Raw genomic sequence first — 19,672 nt, 5'->3', positions numbered from 1 at the left:
GGGCCGGAACGACCGGGGCATTATCGACCTGGAGCGCGGCTCGCGTAAACCCGCTAATCGCTGTCCCAAATCCGTGAGAAGCGTGTGGATGCATCCGGCGACTCGCGCCGCGCCGTGCCGATGCGTGCCGTTAGCGGCAAACTGCTGGCACGCTCGCCGCTACTTGCCCTCAGTTGCGCGCATTTGCTGCGCCTGCGCCTTGTAGTCGTAGGTCGGATCGAACTCGGTGTGATAGTTGTTCAAAAGCACCAGTTAATTGTCAGGTTCCCGATGCATTGAGTTTGCGTGCGGGAGAATGGAAAACCACATGAATATCGACGGGCTTCTCGTCATTGGTCGTAATCCGTGCGTAACCGTTGCTATCGGTCCTGCCGGCCTGTCTGACACCATCAACGTTCGCGATGAATTCACGGCCAGATAAAGGCTCATCGGTTACGCTGTCGACGATGGCGAACCAGCGCGTATGCGTTGGCTCGACAAGCGGTGCTGGCGGGGTGGAGTGCTTCTGAGTGCTCGTTGCTTTAAGCTGTGCGTCGTCAGTGATCGACCATCGCGTTCCGTGAATCGCAATGATGCGCGGCGGGGTCGAGCAGTTGCAGTGAATCGCATCTCCACCGACAGCCTGGCGGCGAGCCCCCCCGGCCAGATCAATCATGCGGCGATTCTCACTGATCCCCGCGCCGCCGACGATGACCCCTGTGCTTTGGCATGCACCACACCAGGCGCTATCGCCAATGTAGACCACACTTCGGGTTTTGCCGTCATCCCCTTTTATCGTGGCGGCGCGATAGCCTTCGCGCGCAATAACGTGACTGTCCTCGTGACTCGTCAGCGGATCTCCGTCCACGGCCGCATAAAAAATTCCCATGTAATCTCCTGCGCTATTTCGCCCTCAGATGAGTCGAGTGCAACCGAAAAAAAGCTTGTGCTCGATCACCTATAGGAAAGCTTTGAATTCGGTTACAGATTTTCTCGAAGAATCTGCGCCCTACAAGCCTCAAGGGACTTTGAGTCATTGAAAGTCAGACCGTATGCATATTTGCAAAAATCGGAAAGCTCTCTGCGAGCATTGGTTGATAGTTCATCCACGGAAGGGGCATCGCCTTCATTTGCAAATGGGTTGACAAATTCCCGTCTTAAAGTTGGAAATTTCTTTAAAAAATAGATCTCATGCTCATTATGATCGACATATGAATTGTAATATCCTACAAATACATTGAAGATGAGTATCCCCAATCCAAAAATCATAACGAAAACACCCACAAAAACTTTCTTTTTCATGGCAGATCGCCCCCCGGCACAGATAGCGATAATCTCGAACGCAGCAATTTCACAACATCCATTCCAAGCTTGCCAGGACAGGCCCGTCCAATATTCGTTGCCAATCTTTGATATTCCCTGTGTCCACCCAGTCTTGAAATATTAAAAAATCTTTTAAGACGCCACACAAAGCTGTGGCAGCTTGAATCTGAGTCGGGGTTGGCTTATCATGCCCTGAAATAGTCTGGTCGGTTAGAATCCCGCGAATATTTTTGAGCTTATCAAATATCGATAGGTTGCGGTATTCCTGTTCATAGGCCTCACCTGCCTCAACCAAATCGGATAGAAACACAATACCGATTTTTCCCGAATTGCTTGCAGCCACATGCTCACCAACAAACCGAATATCGCGGGCCTCATATATCTCGCCCTGACATGAAACCGCGTAGTGGTATCCTGCATCGCCAAAAGGCGGGCTTCTGCGCATGTCCTCCGCCTGTAAGCGCTGCATTTCTTCAATAGAAGGTGCGCCACAAGAATAGCTGCGGCCCGCGTGGTGTATCACAATATCCTGATAGTCCCAATGACTTTCGCGCATCGCGCCACGCGGGGGCTTTGCGTGCCACGCTGAACGCTCAATCAGCCTGTAGCCTTTTCGCGCAAGCATATTGATAATCGCCTGCCGGGTCGCGGCGCGGTCATCGACCGATATTGCAATGGCGTTTTGCTTGCTGTCACGTTTTTCTGTAGTTGAGGAGGTCCAGTAGTTGCTGCTATTATAATCAGCCATTATTAGGTTTCTGAGGCATTAAGTTTGCGTGCATGAGGGATGCGTGGGGATCACGCTAGCACGGAAGGAAATTCTGACGCAATCAAACGGATTCTGGTTTTTGTTAGCAATGGTCAATTATCCGGGTGCATAGCGATGTCTAGCGTTGCTGCCCGCTCGGCGTAATCCGTTGTTAGGGCAGACAACCAGACAGCAGCGCGAGTCGTTCGCGACGGTAGGATAAGCAAGTGCCAACAGTCGCTTTCGTCGTCATCGTTCAAGCCGCAGCGTCATGCGTTCGGCGGGACGGGTCAATCGAGCGACGAGCCTGAATGTGTTCGTGGGCCGCACATTCGCAATGCTCGGCCAGTTGCCGCAGCGTGAGGGCAAGGCCGGCGCGTCGAAAGCCAATCAGCGGAAAGACCTGCGATTGCCGATGCAATGAGCATAAAACGCCTCCATGACGGATTGAACTCAGCTTCGATCACATTCCTGCGCGCAGCAATCCCCGCTCCAGCGCGAACGCATCACACCACGACGTAGCCGCGCTGTTCGAGCGTCCAGCGGTGCCACCGGTTGCCATACGCGCCGCATGCGAAGGCGAACACGATCGACAGCACGAAGCCGATCAGATCGGCCGTCTCGCCCCACAGCCCGATGCCGAGCAGGATCACGTTGATGCCTAGCATCACGAACGCGGCGAACCACATTCTCTTCGACAGCGCCCAGATGAAGCCGAGCAGGCACGCGCCCCAGCTGAAGCCGGTCGCGACCGCGATAGCGTCTTTGTGTTGCGGATGTTGCAGATAGATTCGTGTGTTCATGTTTTGCGAGGTTCTGTGCGATGACGCGGCGCGTCGATCGGTCGAGCACGCGCGCACCGCTTTTTAACATGCCGCGGCGACACCGCGCGCATCGGCAGCATACGGCCGCTGCGCTGACGATCCGCGGCATAGCTGCTACCCTTGGCAGATCACGATCAGCAGCGGAGCACGCATGACCTCGCCGACAGCTTATTCCCCGAAAGGACCGACCCGCGCCGAGTTGGACTCGCTGCCCGGCGTCACCGTCGTCGAATTCGGCACCGACTGGTGCGGCTATTGCCAAAGCGCGCAGGCATCGATCCGCCAGGCGCTCGCGCCGCACACGGGCTTGCGGCATCTGAAGATCGAGGACGGCCCGGGCCGCCCGCTCGGCCGCTCGTTCAAGGTCAAACTGTGGCCGACGCTCGTGCTGATACGCGACGGCGCCGAGATCGCGCGCGTGGTGCGGCCACGCAGCGCCGAGGATATCGACGACGCGTTCGCGTCGCTCTGAGATTCGAGCTCCGTCATGCGCCAGGTCATCCATCATCTGAGTGTCCAGGCCCGCGGCCGCGGCCTCGTCGAATTTACCGACGACGCGCGCCGCTTCGTCGACGAGACGGACATCCGTACCGGTCTGCTGACGCTGTTTTGCCGGCACACGTCGGCGTCGCTGCTGATTCAGGAGAATGCCGATCCGTCCGTGCGGCGAGATCTGCAGCGCTACTTCGAGACCCTCGCGCCCGAGGACGACACGCGCTACGAGCACGACACCGAAGGCCCCGACGACATGCCCGCGCATCTGCGCACGGCGCTCACCCAGGTGCAGTTGTGCGTGCCCGTCGAGCATGGAAGGATGGTGCTCGGCACATGGCAGGGGCTGTATCTGTTCGAACATCGGCGTCACCCGCAGCCGCGCGATATCGTGTTGCATCTGCTCGGCGAATGAAGTCCGCTTTCGCACCCACTCGTCACGCAAAGGAAACTGTCACCGGCACTTCTTTGCACACCGCATCGAACGGAGCCTACCCAAGGGAGCACACCTCATGGACACCCGTAGCGAGCTGCAAGCCACCGTCAAGGCGATGGTTCAACCGGGCAAGGGTCTTCTCGCCGCCGACGAAAGCGGCCCGACCATCGCCAAACGCTTCAAGACGATCGGTCTCGAATCGAGCGAGGAAAACCGTCGCGCGTATCGCAACCTGCTCCTGACGACGCCCGGTCTCGGCGAGTTCGTGAGCGGCGTGATCCTCTACGAAGAAACGCTCGGCCAGAAAGCCGACGACGGCACGCCGTTCCCGCAGGTCGCCTCGGCAAATGGCATCGTGCCCGGCATCAAGGTCGACCTCGGCAAGGTGCCGCTTGCGCTCGCTCCCGGCGACGAGATCACCGAGGGCCTCGACGGTCTCGCCAAACGCTTCGTCGATTACAAACGGCAAGGCGCGCGCTTCGCGAAATGGCGCGCGGTCTACACCATCACGGCGAGCCTGCCGAGCCGGCTCGCGATCGAGGCGAACGCCGATTCGCTCGCGCGCTACGCGGCGATCAGCCAGGAAGCCGGCATCGTGCCGATCGTCGAACCCGAGGTGCTGATGGACGGCGAGCACACGATCGAGCGTTGCGCCGAAGTCACCGAGGCCGTGTTGCACGAGGTGTTTCATGCGCTGCATCGGCATCGCGTGGTGCTCGAACATATCGTGCTGAAGCCGAGCATGGTGCTGGCCGGCTCCGAGCATCAGCAGCAGTCGAGCACGGCGCATATCGCGGCGGCGACCGTGCGCGTGCTGATGCGTACGGTGCCCTCTTCGGTTCCCGGTCTCGTGTTCCTGTCGGGCGGACAGTCGCCCGAGGAGGCCACCGCCAATCTCAGTGCGATGAACCGGCTCGGCGCGCTGCCGTGGAATCTGAGCTTTTCGTACGGGCGCGCGTTGCAGGAGCCGCCGTTGAATGCGTGGCGCGGACAGCCGGCCAACGTGAAGGAAGCGCAGCAGGCGTTGCTCAAGCGCGCGCGCCTGAACGGCGCGGCCGCGCTCGGCAAGTACGACGCGGCGATGGAAAAGGATTGAACCCAGGGATTGAACCCAGGGATTGAACCCAGGCGCGGGCGCAGGCTATCCGGGAGCTGTGGAAAAAGGCTTCTGGATCGCGTCCGCGCATAACATCCATCCCGCACATATCACAGCCGACAGTACGAATTGACGGTCAGCGATTGTTACGGGCTTTGCAGGTAATCCAACGCCGAGATTTGCCTTTTCCTGGGGACGTTCGTCACGATAAAGACCAGGGATCAACCTTGCCGCCCTCGATGATAAAGTGCTTCGCATCGGAGGTTGGGTCAAAAAAGCGCCAGTCTTCTTCGTCAGGCGCACTGTTCGGGCTGGTGACAAGCCGCAAGCCACCGGACAGTAAAATGTCTGCACCGCCTTCTTCGCTTCCCGATACGCCTTTCACAATGGCAGGGCCCTGTTTGACCAGCAAATCGTCAATACGCTGAGCCGAACGGTGTGCCTTTTCATCGGGACCGAAAAGATCATCTTGCGTTGCAATCGCACTGCCAGCCTGTTCTATTTTCCAGTTGCATTGGACGTGTAACGACCACTCCCCAACGTGCCTGATCGCACCTTTGAAATTGGCTACCGGTCTTAGGGAGCCAAACTGCATCGTCAAATTGACGAGGCACGATTGTGCAACATGGCACCATCTCATAAAACCCTCCCCCCCTTGCCGACAGTGCCGGGCTCTGGCGGGGACTGCGGCGCACAGAAAAACGGCCGGAGCCGACACGCCGGGTCACACCCGACGCGCGACGCCTGCCGCCCTTCTGCCTTGACACGCTGCGCTTACTGCCCCTTCGTATCGCTGCTCGCGTCGGCGCCCGGCGTATTCGTCGAGTCCGTCATGGGCTTCTTCGACTTCGAATGCTTCTTCATGTGATGGTGAGTCGAAGGCGTGGTCTCCCCGGTCGCGCCCGCATCGCCGCCCTCGCGTGTCGAGGTCGCGGCGTTGGTGTTCGGGTCGTTGCCGGCCGGCCCCCCGCCGCCGCCGCCGCCTGCGCCACCGCCGGCGCCGGCGCCTTGGGCCATTGCGAGCGACGAAGCCGCGAGCAAGGTGGAAACGAGCACTGCGTGTCTGATTTTCATGGCGATTCTCCTGGGTGTCGAGAGTGTCGAAAGAAAGTGGGCGCGCGGTGACCGCACGCGCAAACCTCGCGCTCTTTTCAGCAAGGGCTGTGCCGCAGCACAGCACGCCAGGAAAAGCCCATGGACGCGATAGACGAACGGTGCCGCGGCTTCAGGTGCCGCAAGCCACCAGCGCATGCAGTTCGTCGATATTGAACGGCTTCGCGAGTATCGCAATGCCGAGCCGACGCGCGCGGTCGAGCTCGTCGGCGTAACCGGTCATCAGCGCGATCTTCTGCGACGGCCACGCGCTGCGGATCTTCTCCGCCAGGTCGATACCGTTCAGCTTGCCCGGCATCTGGATGTCCGACAGCACGAGCTCGAAGCGCTCGCCGGCGCTCAGCACGTCGAACGCCTGGTCGGCGGTCGGCTCGTGATGCACCTCGCAGCCGAAGGTTTCGAGCACCGCGGTCACGCCGGCCGCGACGTCCTCGTTGTCCTCGACGAGCAGCACGGCCCCGGCCGCGGTCGGCAGCGGCTGGCGCGCATCGGCGCCGGCCAGCGCGGCGCCCTCACGATAGCGCGGCAAAAACATCCGCACCGTCGTGCCGCTGCCCAGCACGCTGTCGATCTTCGCGGTGCCACCAGCCTGCTCGGACATCGACAGTACCTGGGCGAGCCCGAGGCCGGTGCCCGAGCCGCGCAGCTTGGTCGTGAACAGCGGCTCGAACGCGCGTCGCGCGACCGATTCGGGCATCCCTTCGCCGTCGTCGGAACAGGCGATCAGCACGTACTCGCCGTCCGGCAGCAGCGTATCGCCGCTGACCAGCCGATTGTTCTGGCAGCGGATCACGAAGCGCCCGCCGCGCGGCATCGCATCGCGCGCGTTCATCGCGATGTTCACGATCGCGAACTCGAGATCGGTCGGATCGACGAGCACCTGCCACAGGTTCTCCGGCATGCGCAACGCCAGTTCGATCGTGTCGCCGAGCGCCGCGTTGATCAGCGGCACGGCGGCCGGCAGCCAGCGCGCAAGCTCGACGGGCTCCTGCTTCAGCGGCTGCTTGCGCGCGACGCTCAACAGACGCCGCGTCAGCGCTTCGGCCGTGGCCGTGGCACGCTCGACCGCATGCACTTCCTTCTCGAGATCGTTGTAATGCTTGAGGCGCGCGAGCTCGGTGTTCGCCGACACCACCATCAGCAGGTTGTTGAAATCGTGCGCGACATTCGCGACCAGATTGCCGAGCGCGCCCATGCGCTGCAGTTGCCGGCTCGACGCCTCGGCCGACAGACGCATCGCGACCTCGCCCTGCCAGCGCTCCCACGCGCGCCGCTCCGCCTCGAGCTGACGCAGCGAATACAGCACGAGCCCCCAGATCGCGATGCAGGGCACCGCCGTCAGCGCCGCGATCAACATGAAGTGCGTGCGCCACGCCGCCACGATCGATGACATCGCGTACGCGCTCATCACATACAACGGATAGTCGCCGACGCGGCGAAACGCGAGCAGCCGCTCGACACCATCGACGGTCGAATTCAGATGCAGGTGCCCGAACAGCTGTTTGTCGCGCAACGCGGACATGAACGCGCTGTGCATCGACGGCCGCGCGCCGGCCGGCCATGGCGGATAGTGCACCAGCAGATTGCCGTCCTGCCGGTACAGCGCGAGCGCGAGCGACGGATCGCCGTTGGTCAGCTCGCGATAGAAGCGCGAAAAATATTCGCTGCGCAGCGCCACCGTGACCACGCCGAGAAACTGACCGTCCGTACCCGTGCGGCCGATCGCGGTCGTGAACACGTCGACCTTCGACAGCGCGCCGACCATCGGCAGCGAGAAATACGGCTGGGGACGCATCGCCTTCGCGGCGAGAAAGTCGTCGCGCATGCCGCTCGTCACTGCCGGCGCCGGATACGCGAGGCTCGACGCAAGTAACTGGCCGTTCACACCGAGCAGCGAGATCGACGCCACCTGCGGAAAGTCGCCGCCGATGCTCTGCAGACGCTCGTGCAATTCGCGCTCGCGCGCGCGGATCTGCGCGTCGTCGGAATTGCCGAGCAGCTCGATCACGCGCGAGGCCATCTGCCGGTTCAAATCCAGCACCTTGACGGCCTGCTCCTGCGCCACGCGCGCGAGGCGGTCGAGCGCATCGTTCGCATCGGAGATGCGGCGCTGGTAGTCGAAGTAGCCGTAGCCCACGAGGCAGGCCAACGGAAACACGATCGACACGGCCAGCAAGATCAGCAGCATGCGCTGCGTCGCCGCGAAGTTGCGTGACGGCATCGGCACATCGACTGCGACACGTTCTGCACGCTGCACGGTCACCTGCTCCATCAAAGTTGCATACGGTCAGGGAAGGCATTGCCTGTGAATTCGCACGCCGCTGTTCGCGCGCTAATTCCCCTGTCTCGAAATTTACCGCAACTCGGCCTATCTTCCCAAGCAGCTTCACGGCATCACTCCGCCGACGCGTCCGGGCACGACGATTGCTGCCTTATCGCTGCTTGGTGGCAAGCGTACTTCCGTCACCGCTCGCGACGCGTTTGCGTGCGCTGCGCGAGTTCTTTCTTGCGCGAGGCCTCACCATGTCCACGACTGCCCGCCGCGTCGCGCGGCTCTCGGAATTGCCAGCGGACCGCGCGCTGCGCGTGATCGTGGACGGCACGCCGATTCTGCTGGTGCGCGATGGCGACACCGTGCGGGCGTACTCGCCTGATTGCCCGCATGCCGGGGGCCCGCTCGAAGAGGGCGCGCTGTGCCACGGCCGCATCATCTGCCCATGGCACAAGGGTACGTTCGACGTCTCGACCGGCAACGTGCTCGAGCCGCCCGCGCTGCTGCCGCTCGATCGCTACCCGGTCACGCTCGAGGGCGACGACGTGCTCGTGTCGGCGGAAAAAATCGCAGCGCCGGCACCGGCGGCGCGCACATCCCCGCCCGATGCCACCGCGCAAGACAAGCACTACGTGGTAATCGGCGCGGGCGCGGCCGGCGCCGCTGCCTGTGCCGCGCTACGCGAGTTCGGCTTCGAGGGCCGCATCACGCTGATCGGCGACGAAGCGCACGCGCCCTATGACCGCACCTCGCTGAGCAAATTCGTCCCCTCGTTTGAAATGACGCCGGCCGACGTGCCGCCGCTGCTGCCGCCCGACTGGCTGCACACGCACGGCATCGAGCGCATCGTCGCGAAGGTCGCGCGGCTCGACGTGCCTGCGCACACGATCCATTTCGAAGCCGGCGCGGGTGGTAGCGAGCAGAGCATCGAGCCGCTGAAATACGACACCGCGCTGCTCGCGACCGGCAGCGTGCCGAAAGTGCCCGACATGCCCGGCTGCGAACTCGGCGGCGTGCATGTGCTTCGACACCTCGACGATGCCGCCGCGTTGATCGACGCGCTCGGCGACGATGCATCGCAAACCCGCGTCGCGATTCTCGGCAGCAGCTTCATCGGCCTCGAAGTCGCGTCCGCGTTGCGCAAGCACGGCGTGCCCGTCACCGTGATTTCGCGCGACAAGGTGCCATTCGCGAAGCAGTTCGGCGAGCGCGCGGGCCAGATGTTTCGCGCGCTGCACGAAAGCAATGGCGTGAAGTTTTATCTCGACGCCAAGGTCGCCTCGCTCGAGGGCGAGGAAGGCAATGTGCATACGGTGATGCTCGCCGGCGGCGAGGCCATCGCGGCCGATGTCGTGCTGCTGGGCACGGGGGTTGCGCCGGCTACGGGGTTTGTCGAAGGACTGCCGTTGCAGAAGGACGGCGGCGTGGTCGTCAATGCCGGTATGAACGCCGCGTGCGGTCTGTATGCGGCCGGCGATATCGCCGTGTTCACGCTGCATGAGAACCAGGAGCCGGTGCGTATCGAGCATTGGCGCGTCGCGCAGCAGCATGCGCGCATCGCCGCGCAGAACATGTGCGGTTTGCGCAATCGCTATGCCGACGTGCCGTTCTTCTGGACCTATCACTACGGCAAGAACTTCGAATACCTCGGCCACGCGAGCGAGTGGGATGAGATCGTCGTCGATGGCGACTTCGATCATCACCAGTTCATCGCGCTGTACGTGCGCAACGGCCGCGTCGACGCGGTGTTCGCCTGCGAGCGCGAAGCGCTGACCGCGCGGCTTTCCGACGCGATGCGCGGCGGCCTGTCGCGGGCCGACGCGCTCGCGATCATCGGCGCGCCGGAAGCGGCGGCGTCGTGACCCATCGTGTTGCCGCTCAACCTTGACTAAGGAGTCACCATGACGACACACAAGGAAAAACATCCTCACTCGGAAAAGAGCGAAAAGCAGATCGACAAGCAGGTCGAAGACAGCTTCCCGGCTAGCGACCCGCCGTCGACGGGCGGCACCACGAGGATCGAGCCGGAGCAGGACAAGGCAAAGGCCGGGCACGACAAGCCCGCCGGTCAATAGCCGCGTGGCAGCGGTTCGCGCTGCCCGCGCTTCCCGAGCGCCCGCGGCCTCGCCCATCACTGTGTTCGCGGCGGCCGCGGATGGCATCTATTGCACTCCCCCATTCTCAACCCACTGGAACGACGGAAACGACTCACCATGTCAGACGAGACCGGCTCGGCCAGCGCCGGGCAGGAAGCATTCGGGCGTGATGCGCCGCACGGCGATGATCGCCGCGACGGCAACGACGAACGCGATGGCGTCGGCAAACGCGGCGACCAGGGCCGCGCTGACGGCAAACATGGCAACGGCAACAACGACAAGGACAACGGCGACGACGGTCAGCAGAAAAAGACGCCCGGCAAGAAGCCACTGATCATCCTCGGCGCGGTCGTGATCCTGATTGGCATCGTCGGCTTCGTCTGGTGGTTCGCGACGCGCAACGAGGTGACGACCGACGACGCCTACACCGATGGCAACGCGATCACGATGGCGCCGAAAGTCTCCGGCTACGTGGTGACGCTGGCGGTCGACGACAACCAGTTCGTGCACAAGGGCGACCTGCTGCTCGTGATCGACAAGCGAGACTACCAGGCGCAGGTCGATCAGGCGAAGGCGCAGCTTGGTCTTGCAAAGGCGCAATTGAACGCCGCGCAGGTGCAGCTCGACATCGCGCGCGTGCAGTATCCGGCGCAGTACCGCGAGGCGAAGGCGCAAACCTCGTCGGCGGAAGCGAATCTGCGCGAGGCGCAAGCCTCCTGGCAGCGTCAGCACACGGTCGATCCGCGCGCGACCACGCAGCAGAACGTCGATACCGCCGACGCACAGCGCCAGTCGGCCAACGCGAGCCTCGAGCAGGCGCGCGCGCAGCAGCGGACCGCGAGCCTCGTGCCGCAGCAGTTGCGCGAGGCCGAGGCCGCCGTCGACGAACGCCGCCAGCAGGTGCATCAGGCTGAGGCACAGCTCGAACAGGCGAAGCTGAATCTGTCGTACTGCGAGGTGCGCGCGCCGTCGGATGGCTGGATCACGCGGCGCAACGTGCAGCTCGGCAGCTTCCTGACCGAGGGCGTGTCGCTGTTCTCGATCGTCACGCCGCAGGTGTGGGTGACCGCGAACTTCAAGGAGTCGCAGCTCGAACGCATCCGCCCCGGCGACAAGGTCGACGTCGACGTCGACGCGTATCCGAAGCTCGATCTGCGCGGCCATGTGGATAGCGTGCAACTCGGCAGCGGCTCGCGCTTCTCGGCGTTCCCGACCGAAAACGCAACCGGCAACTTCGTGAAGATCGTGCAGCGGGTACCGGTCAAGATCATCATCGACGAAGGTCTGCCGCGCGATCATCCGCTCGGGCTGGGCTTGTCGGTCACGCCGAAGGTGTACCTCAAATGACGGCGTCCGACGCGCCCGGCGAGGCGTCGCCCGGCGAGGCGTCGCCCGGCGAGGCGTCGAACTGGAAGCCATCCGCGAATCCGTGGCTGATCGCGATCGTCGTCACGCTCGCCGCGTTCATGGAAGTGCTCGACACGACCATCGTCAACGTCGCGCTGCCGCACATCGCGGGCACGATGTCTGCCAGTTACGACGAAGCGACGTGGACGCTGACCTCATATCTGGTCGCCAACGGCATCGTGCTGCCGATCTCGGGTTTCTTCGGTCGGCTGCTCGGGCGCAAGCGCTATTTCCTCGTCTGCATCATTGCGTTCACCGTGTGCTCGTTTCTATGCGGCATCGCGACCAATCTGTGGCAGCTGATCATCTTCCGCTGTTTGCAGGGCTTTTTCGGCGGCGGACTGCAACCGAACCAGCAATCGATCATTCTCGACACGTTCCCGCCGCAGCAGCGCGGCCGCGCGTTTTCGATCTCGGCGGTCGCGATCGTCGTCGCGCCGGTGCTGGGACCCACGCTCGGCGGCTGGATCACCGACAACTTTTCGTGGCGCTGGGTGTTCCTCGTGAACGTGCCGTTCGGCGTGCTGACCTCGCTCGCGGTGATGCAACTGGTCGAGGATCCGCCGTGGAAACGCAAGGGCGATCTGCGCGTGTCGGTGGATTACGTGGGCATCCTTTTGATCGCGATCGGCCTCGGCTGCCTGCAGGTGATGCTCGATCGCGGCGAGGACGACGACTGGTTTTCGTCGAACTTCATTCGCACGTTCGCGGTGCTCGCGGTGTCGGGCATCGTCGGTGCGACGTACTGGCTGCTGTACACGAAGAAGCCGGTCGTCGATCTGCGCTGTCTGAAGGACCGTAACTTCGCGCTCGGCTGCGTGACGATCGCCGCGTTCGCGACGATTCTGTATGGCAGCGCGGTGCTCGTGCCACAGCTCGCGCAACAGCAGCTCGGCTATACGGCGATGCTCGCGGGCCTCGTGCTGTCGCCTGGCGCTGTGCTGATCACGATGGAAATTCCACTGATCAGCAAAATGATGCCGTACGTGCAGACGCGTTTTCTGGTGGCCACCGGCTTCGGGCTGCTCGCGTGCGCGCTCGCGTATTCGCACATGCTGGTGCCGGACATCGACTACTTCACGCTGGTGAAGATGCGCAGCGCGCAGTCGCTGGCGATCGGCTTCCTGTTCGTGCCGATCACGACGCTTGCGTATCTGACGGTACCGCCGCGACTGAACGACGACGCGTCCGCGCTGTTCACGATGTTCCGCAACGTCGCGGGTTCGATCGGCATCTCGCTGTCGACCGCGATGGTTCGCGAGCGCACGCAGGCTCGCATGGCGCATCTATCGGAGTTCATGTCGCCGCTTTCACAGAATTACAACGATACGTTGCAACGCAACGCGCGGACGATCGCGGACATCAATGGCATGCCGCTTTCTCAGGCGCTGCAAACGGCGAACGGTCATCTGTACACCACGTACATCTCGCAGGCGACGTTCCTTGCCTATGTCGACGTGTTCGCGTTCCTCGCGATTTTCTGCACGCTTTGCATTCCGATCACGATTTTCTTTTCACCGGCCAAGGCGTCCGGCGGCGGAGGACATTGAAGTGAAGCCTGGTTTGAAGCGCGGCGTTCCCGAACCCGCCACGTGTTTGATTGCCTGTGTCGTCGTCGCCATGTCCGCGCTGCTCGCGTCCTGCACGGTCGGCCCCGACTTTCATGCGCCGCACGCCGACGTGCCGGCGCAGTGGCACGATACGCAGCGCACCGCGGCGAATGCCGCCGCGAGCGACGCGTCCGCTAGCGGCGCCTCCGCAACGAGGCCCAACGTCGCTTCGGTGCCCACCCTCGACACCGATCCCGACCCGCGCTGGTGGCGCAGTTTCAACGATCAGACGCTCGACGCGCTGATCACGCGCGCCGCGCTCGGCAATCTGGACTTGCAGCAAGCGGTGCTGCGCATCGTCGAAGCGCGCACCCAGGTCCAATCGGCGGCCGCGCAGGGTCTGCCGAATCTGCGCGCGACCGGCAGCTATCAGCGCGAGCAGCTTGGCCTCAAAGGTTTTCTGCAGGAGAACGGCGCCTACGACAAGGTCGATCAGCTCGGCGCGCCCAATTCGCCCGTCAATGCGATCGCACCGGGCGCGGGCGCCGCGTTGCAAAAAGGCGCGAACAACCTGCTCGACCAACTGAGCGCGCCGATCAATCTGTGGCAGGTCGGCTTCGACGCAACCTGGGAGCTCGATCTGTTCGGCCGGGTGCGTCGCTCGGTCGAGGCCGCGAACGCGCAAACCGAGGCCGCGTACGAGAGCCGCAACGACGCGTTGCTTTCGCTCGAAGCCGAGGTCGCGCAGACCTATATGCAGCTGCGCGGCGCGCAAACCTTGCACAACATCGCGATGAGCCTCGTCGAGCAGCAAGCCGAGACCGTTGAGTTGACGCAGAACAAGGCGAAGGTCGGACTCGCGAGCGAGCTCGACGTGCAAAGCGCGCGGGCGCAGCTCGCGCAAACGAAAACGCAGTTGCCGCAATACGATCAGCAGATCGCCCAGTCGCTCAACGCGCTCGCGTATCTGATCGGCGAGCCGCCCGGCGCGCTCGAAGCGCAGCTGAGCACGCCGCAAACCGTGCCGCCGGTGCCGCCCGTCGTGCCGATAGGCTTGCCGTCGACGCTCGCGCGGCGCCGGCCCGACATCCGCCGCGCCGAGGCGAATCTGCATGCGGCAACGGCCAGTGTCGGCGTCGCGGTCGCGCAGTTCTACCCCGAGGTGTCGCTGACCGGCCAGGCCGGCATGCGCGCGACGAATGCCCGCGATCTCGCGCGCTGGTCGCACCTGTTCTATTCGTTCGGGCCCACCGTGTCTCTGCCGATTTTCCAGGGCGGCGCGCTGGTAGCCAATCTGCGCATGTCGAAGGCCCAACAGGCCGAAGCCGCGCTCGATTACCGCAAGACCGTGCTGAGCGCGCTGAGGGACGTCGACAACGCGCTGGTCGTCTATCGCACCGATCAGGCGCGGCGCGATGCGCTCGCGGACAGCGTCACCGCGCAGCAGACCTCGTTCGATCTGTCGCGCGATAGCTATCGCAAGGGCCTGACGAGCTTCATCAACGTGCTCGATGCGCAGCGGCAGCTCGCGCAGGCACGAGAGCAATACGCTCAGGGCACGACCCAGGTCAGCACCGACCTGGTGGCGCTGTACAAGGCGCTAGGCGGCGGCTGGCAGAGCGATGCCGATGCGGCGGGAGAAACGGGCGCGGCGACGCCGGCAGGCGGCGGCGGATAACCAGCCACGCTGCCGCAAGGCTTCAGCCATGCTCGAACTGGGGCTCCGCGATCACCGTTCGCGTCGCATCGAGGCGACCGCACGCGGCCAGCATCTGCTGCAACGACGTCACGGCGCACTCCGCTTCCAGCGATTCCTGCTGTTCCGCGCTCCACTGCTGCGTATCCTCGGGTGTCCAAAGGCCGACCACGATCGACACCTTCGGCAAGCGCGTGCGGATGCGCCGGATCAGATTGCGCAGATGCGACGGAATGCCGTCGATCTGCAGATACAGAAGGCAGACGATGCCCACGTCGTCCGCCACGAGGCTGTCGATCGACGCGCGCGACACCGCCTCGTGCGGCAGCGAGCGCGCCGCGAAGCCGTGCTTGCCGAGCAACTGCAGCAGAATGATCGTCGCGAGCGCATCGAGCGGGCCACGGCCCGGCAGGCACAACACGCGGCTCGTCGGCGCATGCGAGGCGAACACGGGCGCGGCGTCGACCGATCGTGGCATCGCCCGCGCGGCCTGCGTTTCGTCGGAAGGTGCCAGCGGCCCCACTGCGCCCGGCTTCGCCTGCGTCGCGAGCGGCGCCGGCTCGCGATCCTCGTAGCCGTCGAGGCCGTCGACCAGGTCGTTGGTCGTCGACTCGATGCGCGCGAGTTGCGCGCTCGTCACGCTGCCGCGCGTCACGTCGTTGGCCGCGAGCCGCAAGCCCTGGATCGCGACTTTGTCGTAATAGGCAGACAGCGAGCAGTCGCGCAATAGCACTTCGGCCTGCTCGATCGCGTCATCCGGATCGCCGGCGAGCGCGCGTTGATAGAAGTTTTCGACCGGCGTCAGCGCGGGCTGATCGCCGAGCAGCACGTCGAGAAATTCGAGACGCCGCACGTGCCGGCCGAGCACCAGCAGACACAGCGTCAACGGTGTCGACAGGATCAGCCCGATCGGCCCCCAGATCCAGCTCCAGAAGATCGCCGCGACCACCACCGAAAACGGCGACAGGCCGGTGCTGCGCCCATACAGCAGCGGCTCGACCACCTGCCCCACCGCCAGCTCCGCGACCACGAACAGCACCAGCGACCAGATCGCCATCGCCCAGCCGGGACTGACCGCGGCGGCGAGCGCGGTGGGCAGTATCGCCGCGATCCAGATGCCGACGTAGGGCACGAGCCGCAGCAGCGCCGCGAGAATGCCCCACAGGATCGGGCTCGGCACGCCGATCAGAAACAGCCCCGTCCCGATCACGACGCCGACGCCGGTGTTGACACCGAGTTGCGACACGAAGTAGCGGCTCAGGCGCCGCGCGGTCTCGTCCATCACCGTGGTCGTGCGGTGCAGGTCGCGCGAGCCGAACAGCCGGATCGCGCGATCGCGCAGGTCGTCGCGTTGCAGCAGGATCACGATCGTGACGACGAAAACGATGAACGCGGTTGCCAACGGACTGATGGCCGGCGACAGCACGCGTCGCGCGAGCTCGAACGGCGTCGGCACCGGCTCGCGCACTTCCACCGGCACCGCCGTCGACGCCTGCGGACTCGCCGCGGCCGCCGCGCCGTTCGGCGCTCGCGGCTGCGGTGGCTCGATCGTCGCGCGCTGCAATGCCTGCCCCGCTTCGCTCGCGAAACGGTTCAGCTTGCCGATCGTCAGACTGCGCACGGTGTCGATCTTGTGCTGGATGGTCGCCTGATAGCGCGGCATGCCGGCCGCGAGATCGGTCAACTGTGTGGCGATTACCGCGCACAGCAGCGCGATGACCGACACCGAGATCAGGACCGCCGCGCACACCGACGCGACATGGCCGAGTTTGAGCCGGGACAGCGCATCGGCGAGCGGTGCGACGAGAAAGCTCAACAGGATCGCGAGAGTGATCGGAATCATCACCGCGCTCGCGACGTACAGGCATGCGACCGCGATCACGCCGACGCCGAACGTGACGAGCCCCTCGATACCGAAGGCGGTGGAGGCCGCCTGAATGCGCGCGGCGGCGCTCGTGCCGCGCGGCTCGGGTGTGTCGTTCATGTTGCGGAGCGAAAATCGGGCATGGAAAAACGGTCCCTGAGCCGGACGCGGTTCGCCGGCTCGGAGTCTTATTACTCAATACCGTTGAGGAATGTCTATTTCAGCGAATCGCCCGACACCGGCCCGCTCTCGACCGGTGGTGCCTCCTTCTCGATCTCACTGCGGGCCTGCTCCCAGTATTGCTCGGGCGTGCCCTTCGGCTCGGCCGCCTGCTCCCACAGATAGTAGGCGCGCGTGCGGATCTGCTCGTCGACGCTTGGTTCCTGTTCCATTTGTTCACTCCAGCTTGGCCGTTTGCGTGCGCACGCCTGCCGTGGCGAAGGTCGCAGACGCGTGCGTATCGCCAACGACAGAAGGAGCAAACCTTGTACCTGTGCTGCGGCCCGCTTTTGCAACGGGGCTGGCGTCGCTCGCCAGCCGGGACTAGCCTGGCGCGGAGTCGCCTTCGTCGGAAGTCAACTGCACTTCGAGGCGGTCGAACACGCGCTGCGTCGCGCGGCTCGGCGCTTCGAGCGCGAACAGCAGCAGCGAGCGGCCGGTCACCTGGTAGGCATCGCCCGCGCTGAATTGCGGCAGCTCGGCGCGCACCGGCATGTTGGTGTCGACGAGGCAGGTCCAAAAATCGCCCTCGGGAATGTCGGGCAGCGTGAAGTTGACGACGTCGTGATACGCGTTCAGCACCAGCAGCAAGGTCGCGTCGGACGCGAGACGGCGAATGCCGCTCGCCTGCGCACGTCCGTCGATCACGAGGCCGAAGCAGCGCATCGCCGGATCGGCCCACTGCTCGCCCGTGATGTCGGTGCCGTCCGGCGATAGCCAGCGCGTGTCGGTCACGTCGAGCGTCTCGTTGTATTCGCCAGTCAGAAAACGGCCGCGCCTCAGCACCGGCAAACGGTGGCGCAACGTGGTCAGATTGCGCACGAACTCGGTCAGCGCGCGGCCGTCGTCGTCGATCGCATCCCAATCGACCCAGCTGATCTCGTTGTCCTGGCAATACGCGTTGTTGTTACCCTGCTGCGTGCGGCCGAATTCGTCGCCGGCGAGGATCATCGGCGTGCCCTGCGACAGCAGCAGCGTCGCGAGCAGATTGCGCTTCTGGCGCTCGCGTTGCTGGCGGATGTCGGCGTCGTCGGTCGGTCCTTCGGCGCCCATGTTCCACGACTTGTTGTCCGAATGGCCGTCGCGGTTGTCCTCGCCGTTTGCCTCGTTGTGCTTGTCGTTGTACGAGACCAGATCGTTCAGCGTGAAGCCGTCGTGCGCGGCGATGAAGTTCACGCTCGCCCACGGCCGCCGGCCGCGATGATTGAACTTGTCGCCCGACGCGGTGACGCGCGTCGCGAGATCGGCGGCGCTGCCCTCGTCACCCTTCCAGTACGCCCGCGCGGTGTCGCGGAAGCGATCGTTCCATTCGGCCCAGCCCGGCGGAAAACCGCCCACCTGATAGCCGCCGGGGCCGCAATCCCACGGCTCGGCGATCAGCCGGATGCTGGAGAGGACCGGGTCCTGGCGGCAGCTGTCGAGAAAGCCGCCGCCCTCGTCGAAGCCGTGATCTTCGCGGCCGAGGATCGTCGCGAGATCGAAGCGGAAGCCGTCCACTTTCATTTCGGTGACCCAGTAGCGCAGGCTGTCGGTCACCATCTGCAGCACGCGCGGATGCGACAGGTTCAGCGTATTGCCGGTGCCGGTGTCGTTGATGTAGTAGCGCGGCTCGTCGGGCATCAGCCGGTAGTACGACGCGTTGTCGATGCCCTTGAACGAGACCGTCGGGCCGCGTTCGTTGCCTTCGGCCGTGTGGTTGTACACGACGTCGAGTATCACTTCGAGATCGGCCTGGTGAAAGCGGTCGACCATCTCCTTGAATTCGCCGACCGACTCGGTCGATGACGCGAAAAAGCGCGGATCGGCCGCGAAGAAGCCGATCGTGTTGTAACCCCAGTAGTTCGTGAGACCCTTGTCGAGCAGATGGCTGTCGTTGACGAAAGTCTGGATCGGCATCAGCTCGACCGAGGTCACGCCAAGGCTGCGGATATGGTCGAGCACCGGCTGCTGCGCCAGACCCGCGAACGTGCCGCGCAAATGCTCGGGCACCCGCGGATGACGTTTCGTGTAGCCGCGCACGTGCGTCTCGTAGAGAATCACGCGCTCCCACGGCAGCGCGTTGCGCTCCGGATGGCTCCACGAAAAATTCGCGTCGACCACCTTGCACTTCGGCACGAAAGGCGCGCTATCGCGTTCATCGAATGACAGGTCGAGTTCTTCCGAGCCGAGCGTATAGCCGAAGATTTCCGGCGCCCATATAAGCTCGCCGATGTGCGCCTTCGCATATGGATCGAGCAGCAGCTTGTTCGGATTGAAGCGATGCCCGTTTTCGGGCTCGTAGGGACCATGCACGCGATATCCATAGACGGCACCCGGTTTCAGATTCGGTACGAACACATGCCATACCTCGTCGGTGTATTCGGGCAGCTCGATCCGTTCGAATTCGTATTGGCCAGTTTCATCGAACAGACACAGTTCGACTTTGGTTGCGTGCGCGGAGAACAACGCGAAGTTGACGCCACTGCCGTTCCATGTCGCGCCGAGCGGAAAAGGCGTGCCTTCGGCAATGCGTGTCGAGTAGCTGGCTGGGGAAGACATAGGTGTTCTCAGTGGCTGC

At 63.8% G+C, this 19,672-nt stretch carries 18 protein-coding genes; 8 read left to right on the top strand and 10 right to left on the bottom strand.

Going from position 1 to position 19,672, the window contains the following annotated elements:
* Nucleotides 1-259: 259 nt before the first annotated feature.
* From OKW27_RS14415 to OKW27_RS14400, 4 genes are all read right to left on the bottom strand, one after another.
* A complete protein-coding gene (locus tag OKW27_RS14415; protein ID WP_429333882.1) occupies nt 260-868 on the bottom strand; it encodes a hypothetical protein in 609 nt (202 codons plus the stop codon).
* A gap of 92 nt (nt 869-960) precedes the next feature.
* On the bottom strand, nt 961-1,281 hold the full coding sequence (locus OKW27_RS14410) for a hypothetical protein (protein WP_429333881.1): 321 nt from the start codon (nt 1,279-1,281) through the stop codon (nt 961-963).
* 49 nt (nt 1,282-1,330) lie between these two features.
* Nucleotides 1,331-2,050: a peptidoglycan recognition protein family protein gene (locus OKW27_RS14405; protein ID WP_429333880.1), complete on the bottom strand. Its 720-nt coding sequence runs from the start codon at nt 2,048-2,050 to the stop codon at nt 1,331-1,333.
* Between the two features lie 506 nt (nt 2,051-2,556).
* Nucleotides 2,557-2,853, bottom strand: a complete 297-nt coding sequence (locus OKW27_RS14400) for a DUF2628 domain-containing protein (protein ID WP_187611384.1) — start codon at nt 2,851-2,853, stop codon at nt 2,557-2,559.
* 172 nt (nt 2,854-3,025) lie between these two features.
* Between OKW27_RS14400 and OKW27_RS14395 the strand changes: the two genes are divergently transcribed.
* The 3 genes from OKW27_RS14395 (at nt 3,026) to OKW27_RS14385 (ending at nt 4,898) form a co-directional block, all read left to right on the top strand.
* Nucleotides 3,026-3,346 (top strand): thioredoxin family protein, encoded by a 321-nt coding sequence (locus tag OKW27_RS14395; RefSeq protein WP_429333879.1) that lies wholly within the window; start codon nt 3,026-3,028, stop codon nt 3,344-3,346.
* Nucleotides 3,347-3,361: 15 nt separating this feature from the next.
* On the top strand, nt 3,362-3,781 hold the full coding sequence (locus tag OKW27_RS14390; protein ID WP_090809953.1) for a secondary thiamine-phosphate synthase enzyme YjbQ: 420 nt from the start codon (nt 3,362-3,364) through the stop codon (nt 3,779-3,781).
* Nucleotides 3,782-3,878: 97 nt separating this feature from the next.
* Nucleotides 3,879-4,898: a class I fructose-bisphosphate aldolase gene (locus tag OKW27_RS14385; RefSeq protein ID WP_429333878.1), complete on the top strand. Its 1,020-nt coding sequence runs from the start codon at nt 3,879-3,881 to the stop codon at nt 4,896-4,898.
* Between the two features lie 202 nt (nt 4,899-5,100).
* On the opposite strand, the gene OKW27_RS14380 is transcribed toward OKW27_RS14385, so the two are convergent.
* From OKW27_RS14380 to OKW27_RS14370, 3 genes are all read right to left on the bottom strand, one after another.
* Nucleotides 5,101-5,493, bottom strand: coding sequence for a hypothetical protein (locus tag OKW27_RS14380; RefSeq protein ID WP_429333877.1), 393 nt, complete (start codon nt 5,491-5,493; stop codon nt 5,101-5,103).
* A gap of 179 nt (nt 5,494-5,672) precedes the next feature.
* Nucleotides 5,673-5,972, bottom strand: coding sequence for a hypothetical protein (locus OKW27_RS14375; protein WP_429333876.1), 300 nt, complete (start codon nt 5,970-5,972; stop codon nt 5,673-5,675).
* Nucleotides 5,973-6,123: 151 nt separating this feature from the next.
* Nucleotides 6,124-8,283 (bottom strand): response regulator, encoded by a 2,160-nt coding sequence (locus tag OKW27_RS14370; RefSeq protein WP_429333875.1) that lies wholly within the window; start codon nt 8,281-8,283, stop codon nt 6,124-6,126.
* Nucleotides 8,284-8,534: 251 nt separating this feature from the next.
* Here OKW27_RS14370 and OKW27_RS14365 point away from each other — a divergent pair, with 251 nt between their 5' ends.
* From OKW27_RS14365 to OKW27_RS14345, 5 genes are all read left to right on the top strand, one after another.
* Nucleotides 8,535-10,145: an FAD-dependent oxidoreductase gene (locus OKW27_RS14365; RefSeq protein WP_429333874.1), complete on the top strand. Its 1,611-nt coding sequence runs from the start codon at nt 8,535-8,537 to the stop codon at nt 10,143-10,145.
* A 39-nt stretch (nt 10,146-10,184) separates the two neighbouring features.
* The gene (locus OKW27_RS14360) at nt 10,185-10,358 is read left to right on the top strand and encodes a hypothetical protein (RefSeq protein WP_018425138.1); all 174 of its coding nucleotides are present in this window, start codon (nt 10,185-10,187) and stop codon (nt 10,356-10,358) included.
* 138 nt (nt 10,359-10,496) lie between these two features.
* Nucleotides 10,497-11,726 carry an HlyD family secretion protein gene (locus OKW27_RS14355; protein ID WP_429333873.1) on the top strand — a complete coding sequence of 410 codons (1,230 nt, stop codon included), beginning with the start codon at nt 10,497-10,499 and terminating at the stop codon, nt 11,724-11,726.
* Complete coding sequence (locus OKW27_RS14350; protein ID WP_429333872.1) at nt 11,723-13,336, top strand: DHA2 family efflux MFS transporter permease subunit; 1,614 nt, start codon at nt 11,723-11,725, stop codon at nt 13,334-13,336. Before OKW27_RS14355 ends, OKW27_RS14350 begins: the two co-directional genes overlap by 4 nt.
* 70 nt (nt 13,337-13,406) lie before the next feature.
* Nucleotides 13,407-15,014, top strand: a complete 1,608-nt coding sequence (locus OKW27_RS14345) for an efflux transporter outer membrane subunit (RefSeq protein ID WP_429334598.1) — start codon at nt 13,407-13,409, stop codon at nt 15,012-15,014.
* A gap of 22 nt (nt 15,015-15,036) precedes the next feature.
* Here OKW27_RS14345 and OKW27_RS14340 read toward each other — a convergent pair whose 3' ends face one another.
* The 3 genes from OKW27_RS14340 to glgX all read right to left on the bottom strand — a co-directional run bounded on the left by OKW27_RS14340 (nt 15,037) and on the right by glgX (nt 19,653).
* Nucleotides 15,037-17,016 carry an AI-2E family transporter gene (locus OKW27_RS14340; RefSeq protein WP_429333871.1) on the bottom strand — a complete coding sequence of 660 codons (1,980 nt, stop codon included), beginning with the start codon at nt 17,014-17,016 and terminating at the stop codon, nt 15,037-15,039.
* Nucleotides 17,017-17,111: 95 nt separating this feature from the next.
* Nucleotides 17,112-17,288 (bottom strand): DUF2934 domain-containing protein, encoded by a 177-nt coding sequence (locus tag OKW27_RS14335; RefSeq protein ID WP_090809937.1) that lies wholly within the window; start codon nt 17,286-17,288, stop codon nt 17,112-17,114.
* 151 nt (nt 17,289-17,439) lie between these two features.
* Complete coding sequence (glgX, locus tag OKW27_RS14330) at nt 17,440-19,653, bottom strand: glycogen debranching protein GlgX (RefSeq protein WP_429333870.1); 2,214 nt, start codon at nt 19,651-19,653, stop codon at nt 17,440-17,442.
* Nucleotides 19,654-19,672: the final 19 nt, after the last annotated feature.

Source organism: Paraburkholderia sp. 35.1, from assembly GCF_050436525.1.
Classification (GTDB): domain Bacteria; phylum Pseudomonadota; class Gammaproteobacteria; order Burkholderiales; family Burkholderiaceae; genus Paraburkholderia; species Paraburkholderia tuberum.
The sequence above is the reverse complement of the archived record's forward strand: the minus strand, read 5'-3'. Positions and strand labels throughout refer to the sequence as shown.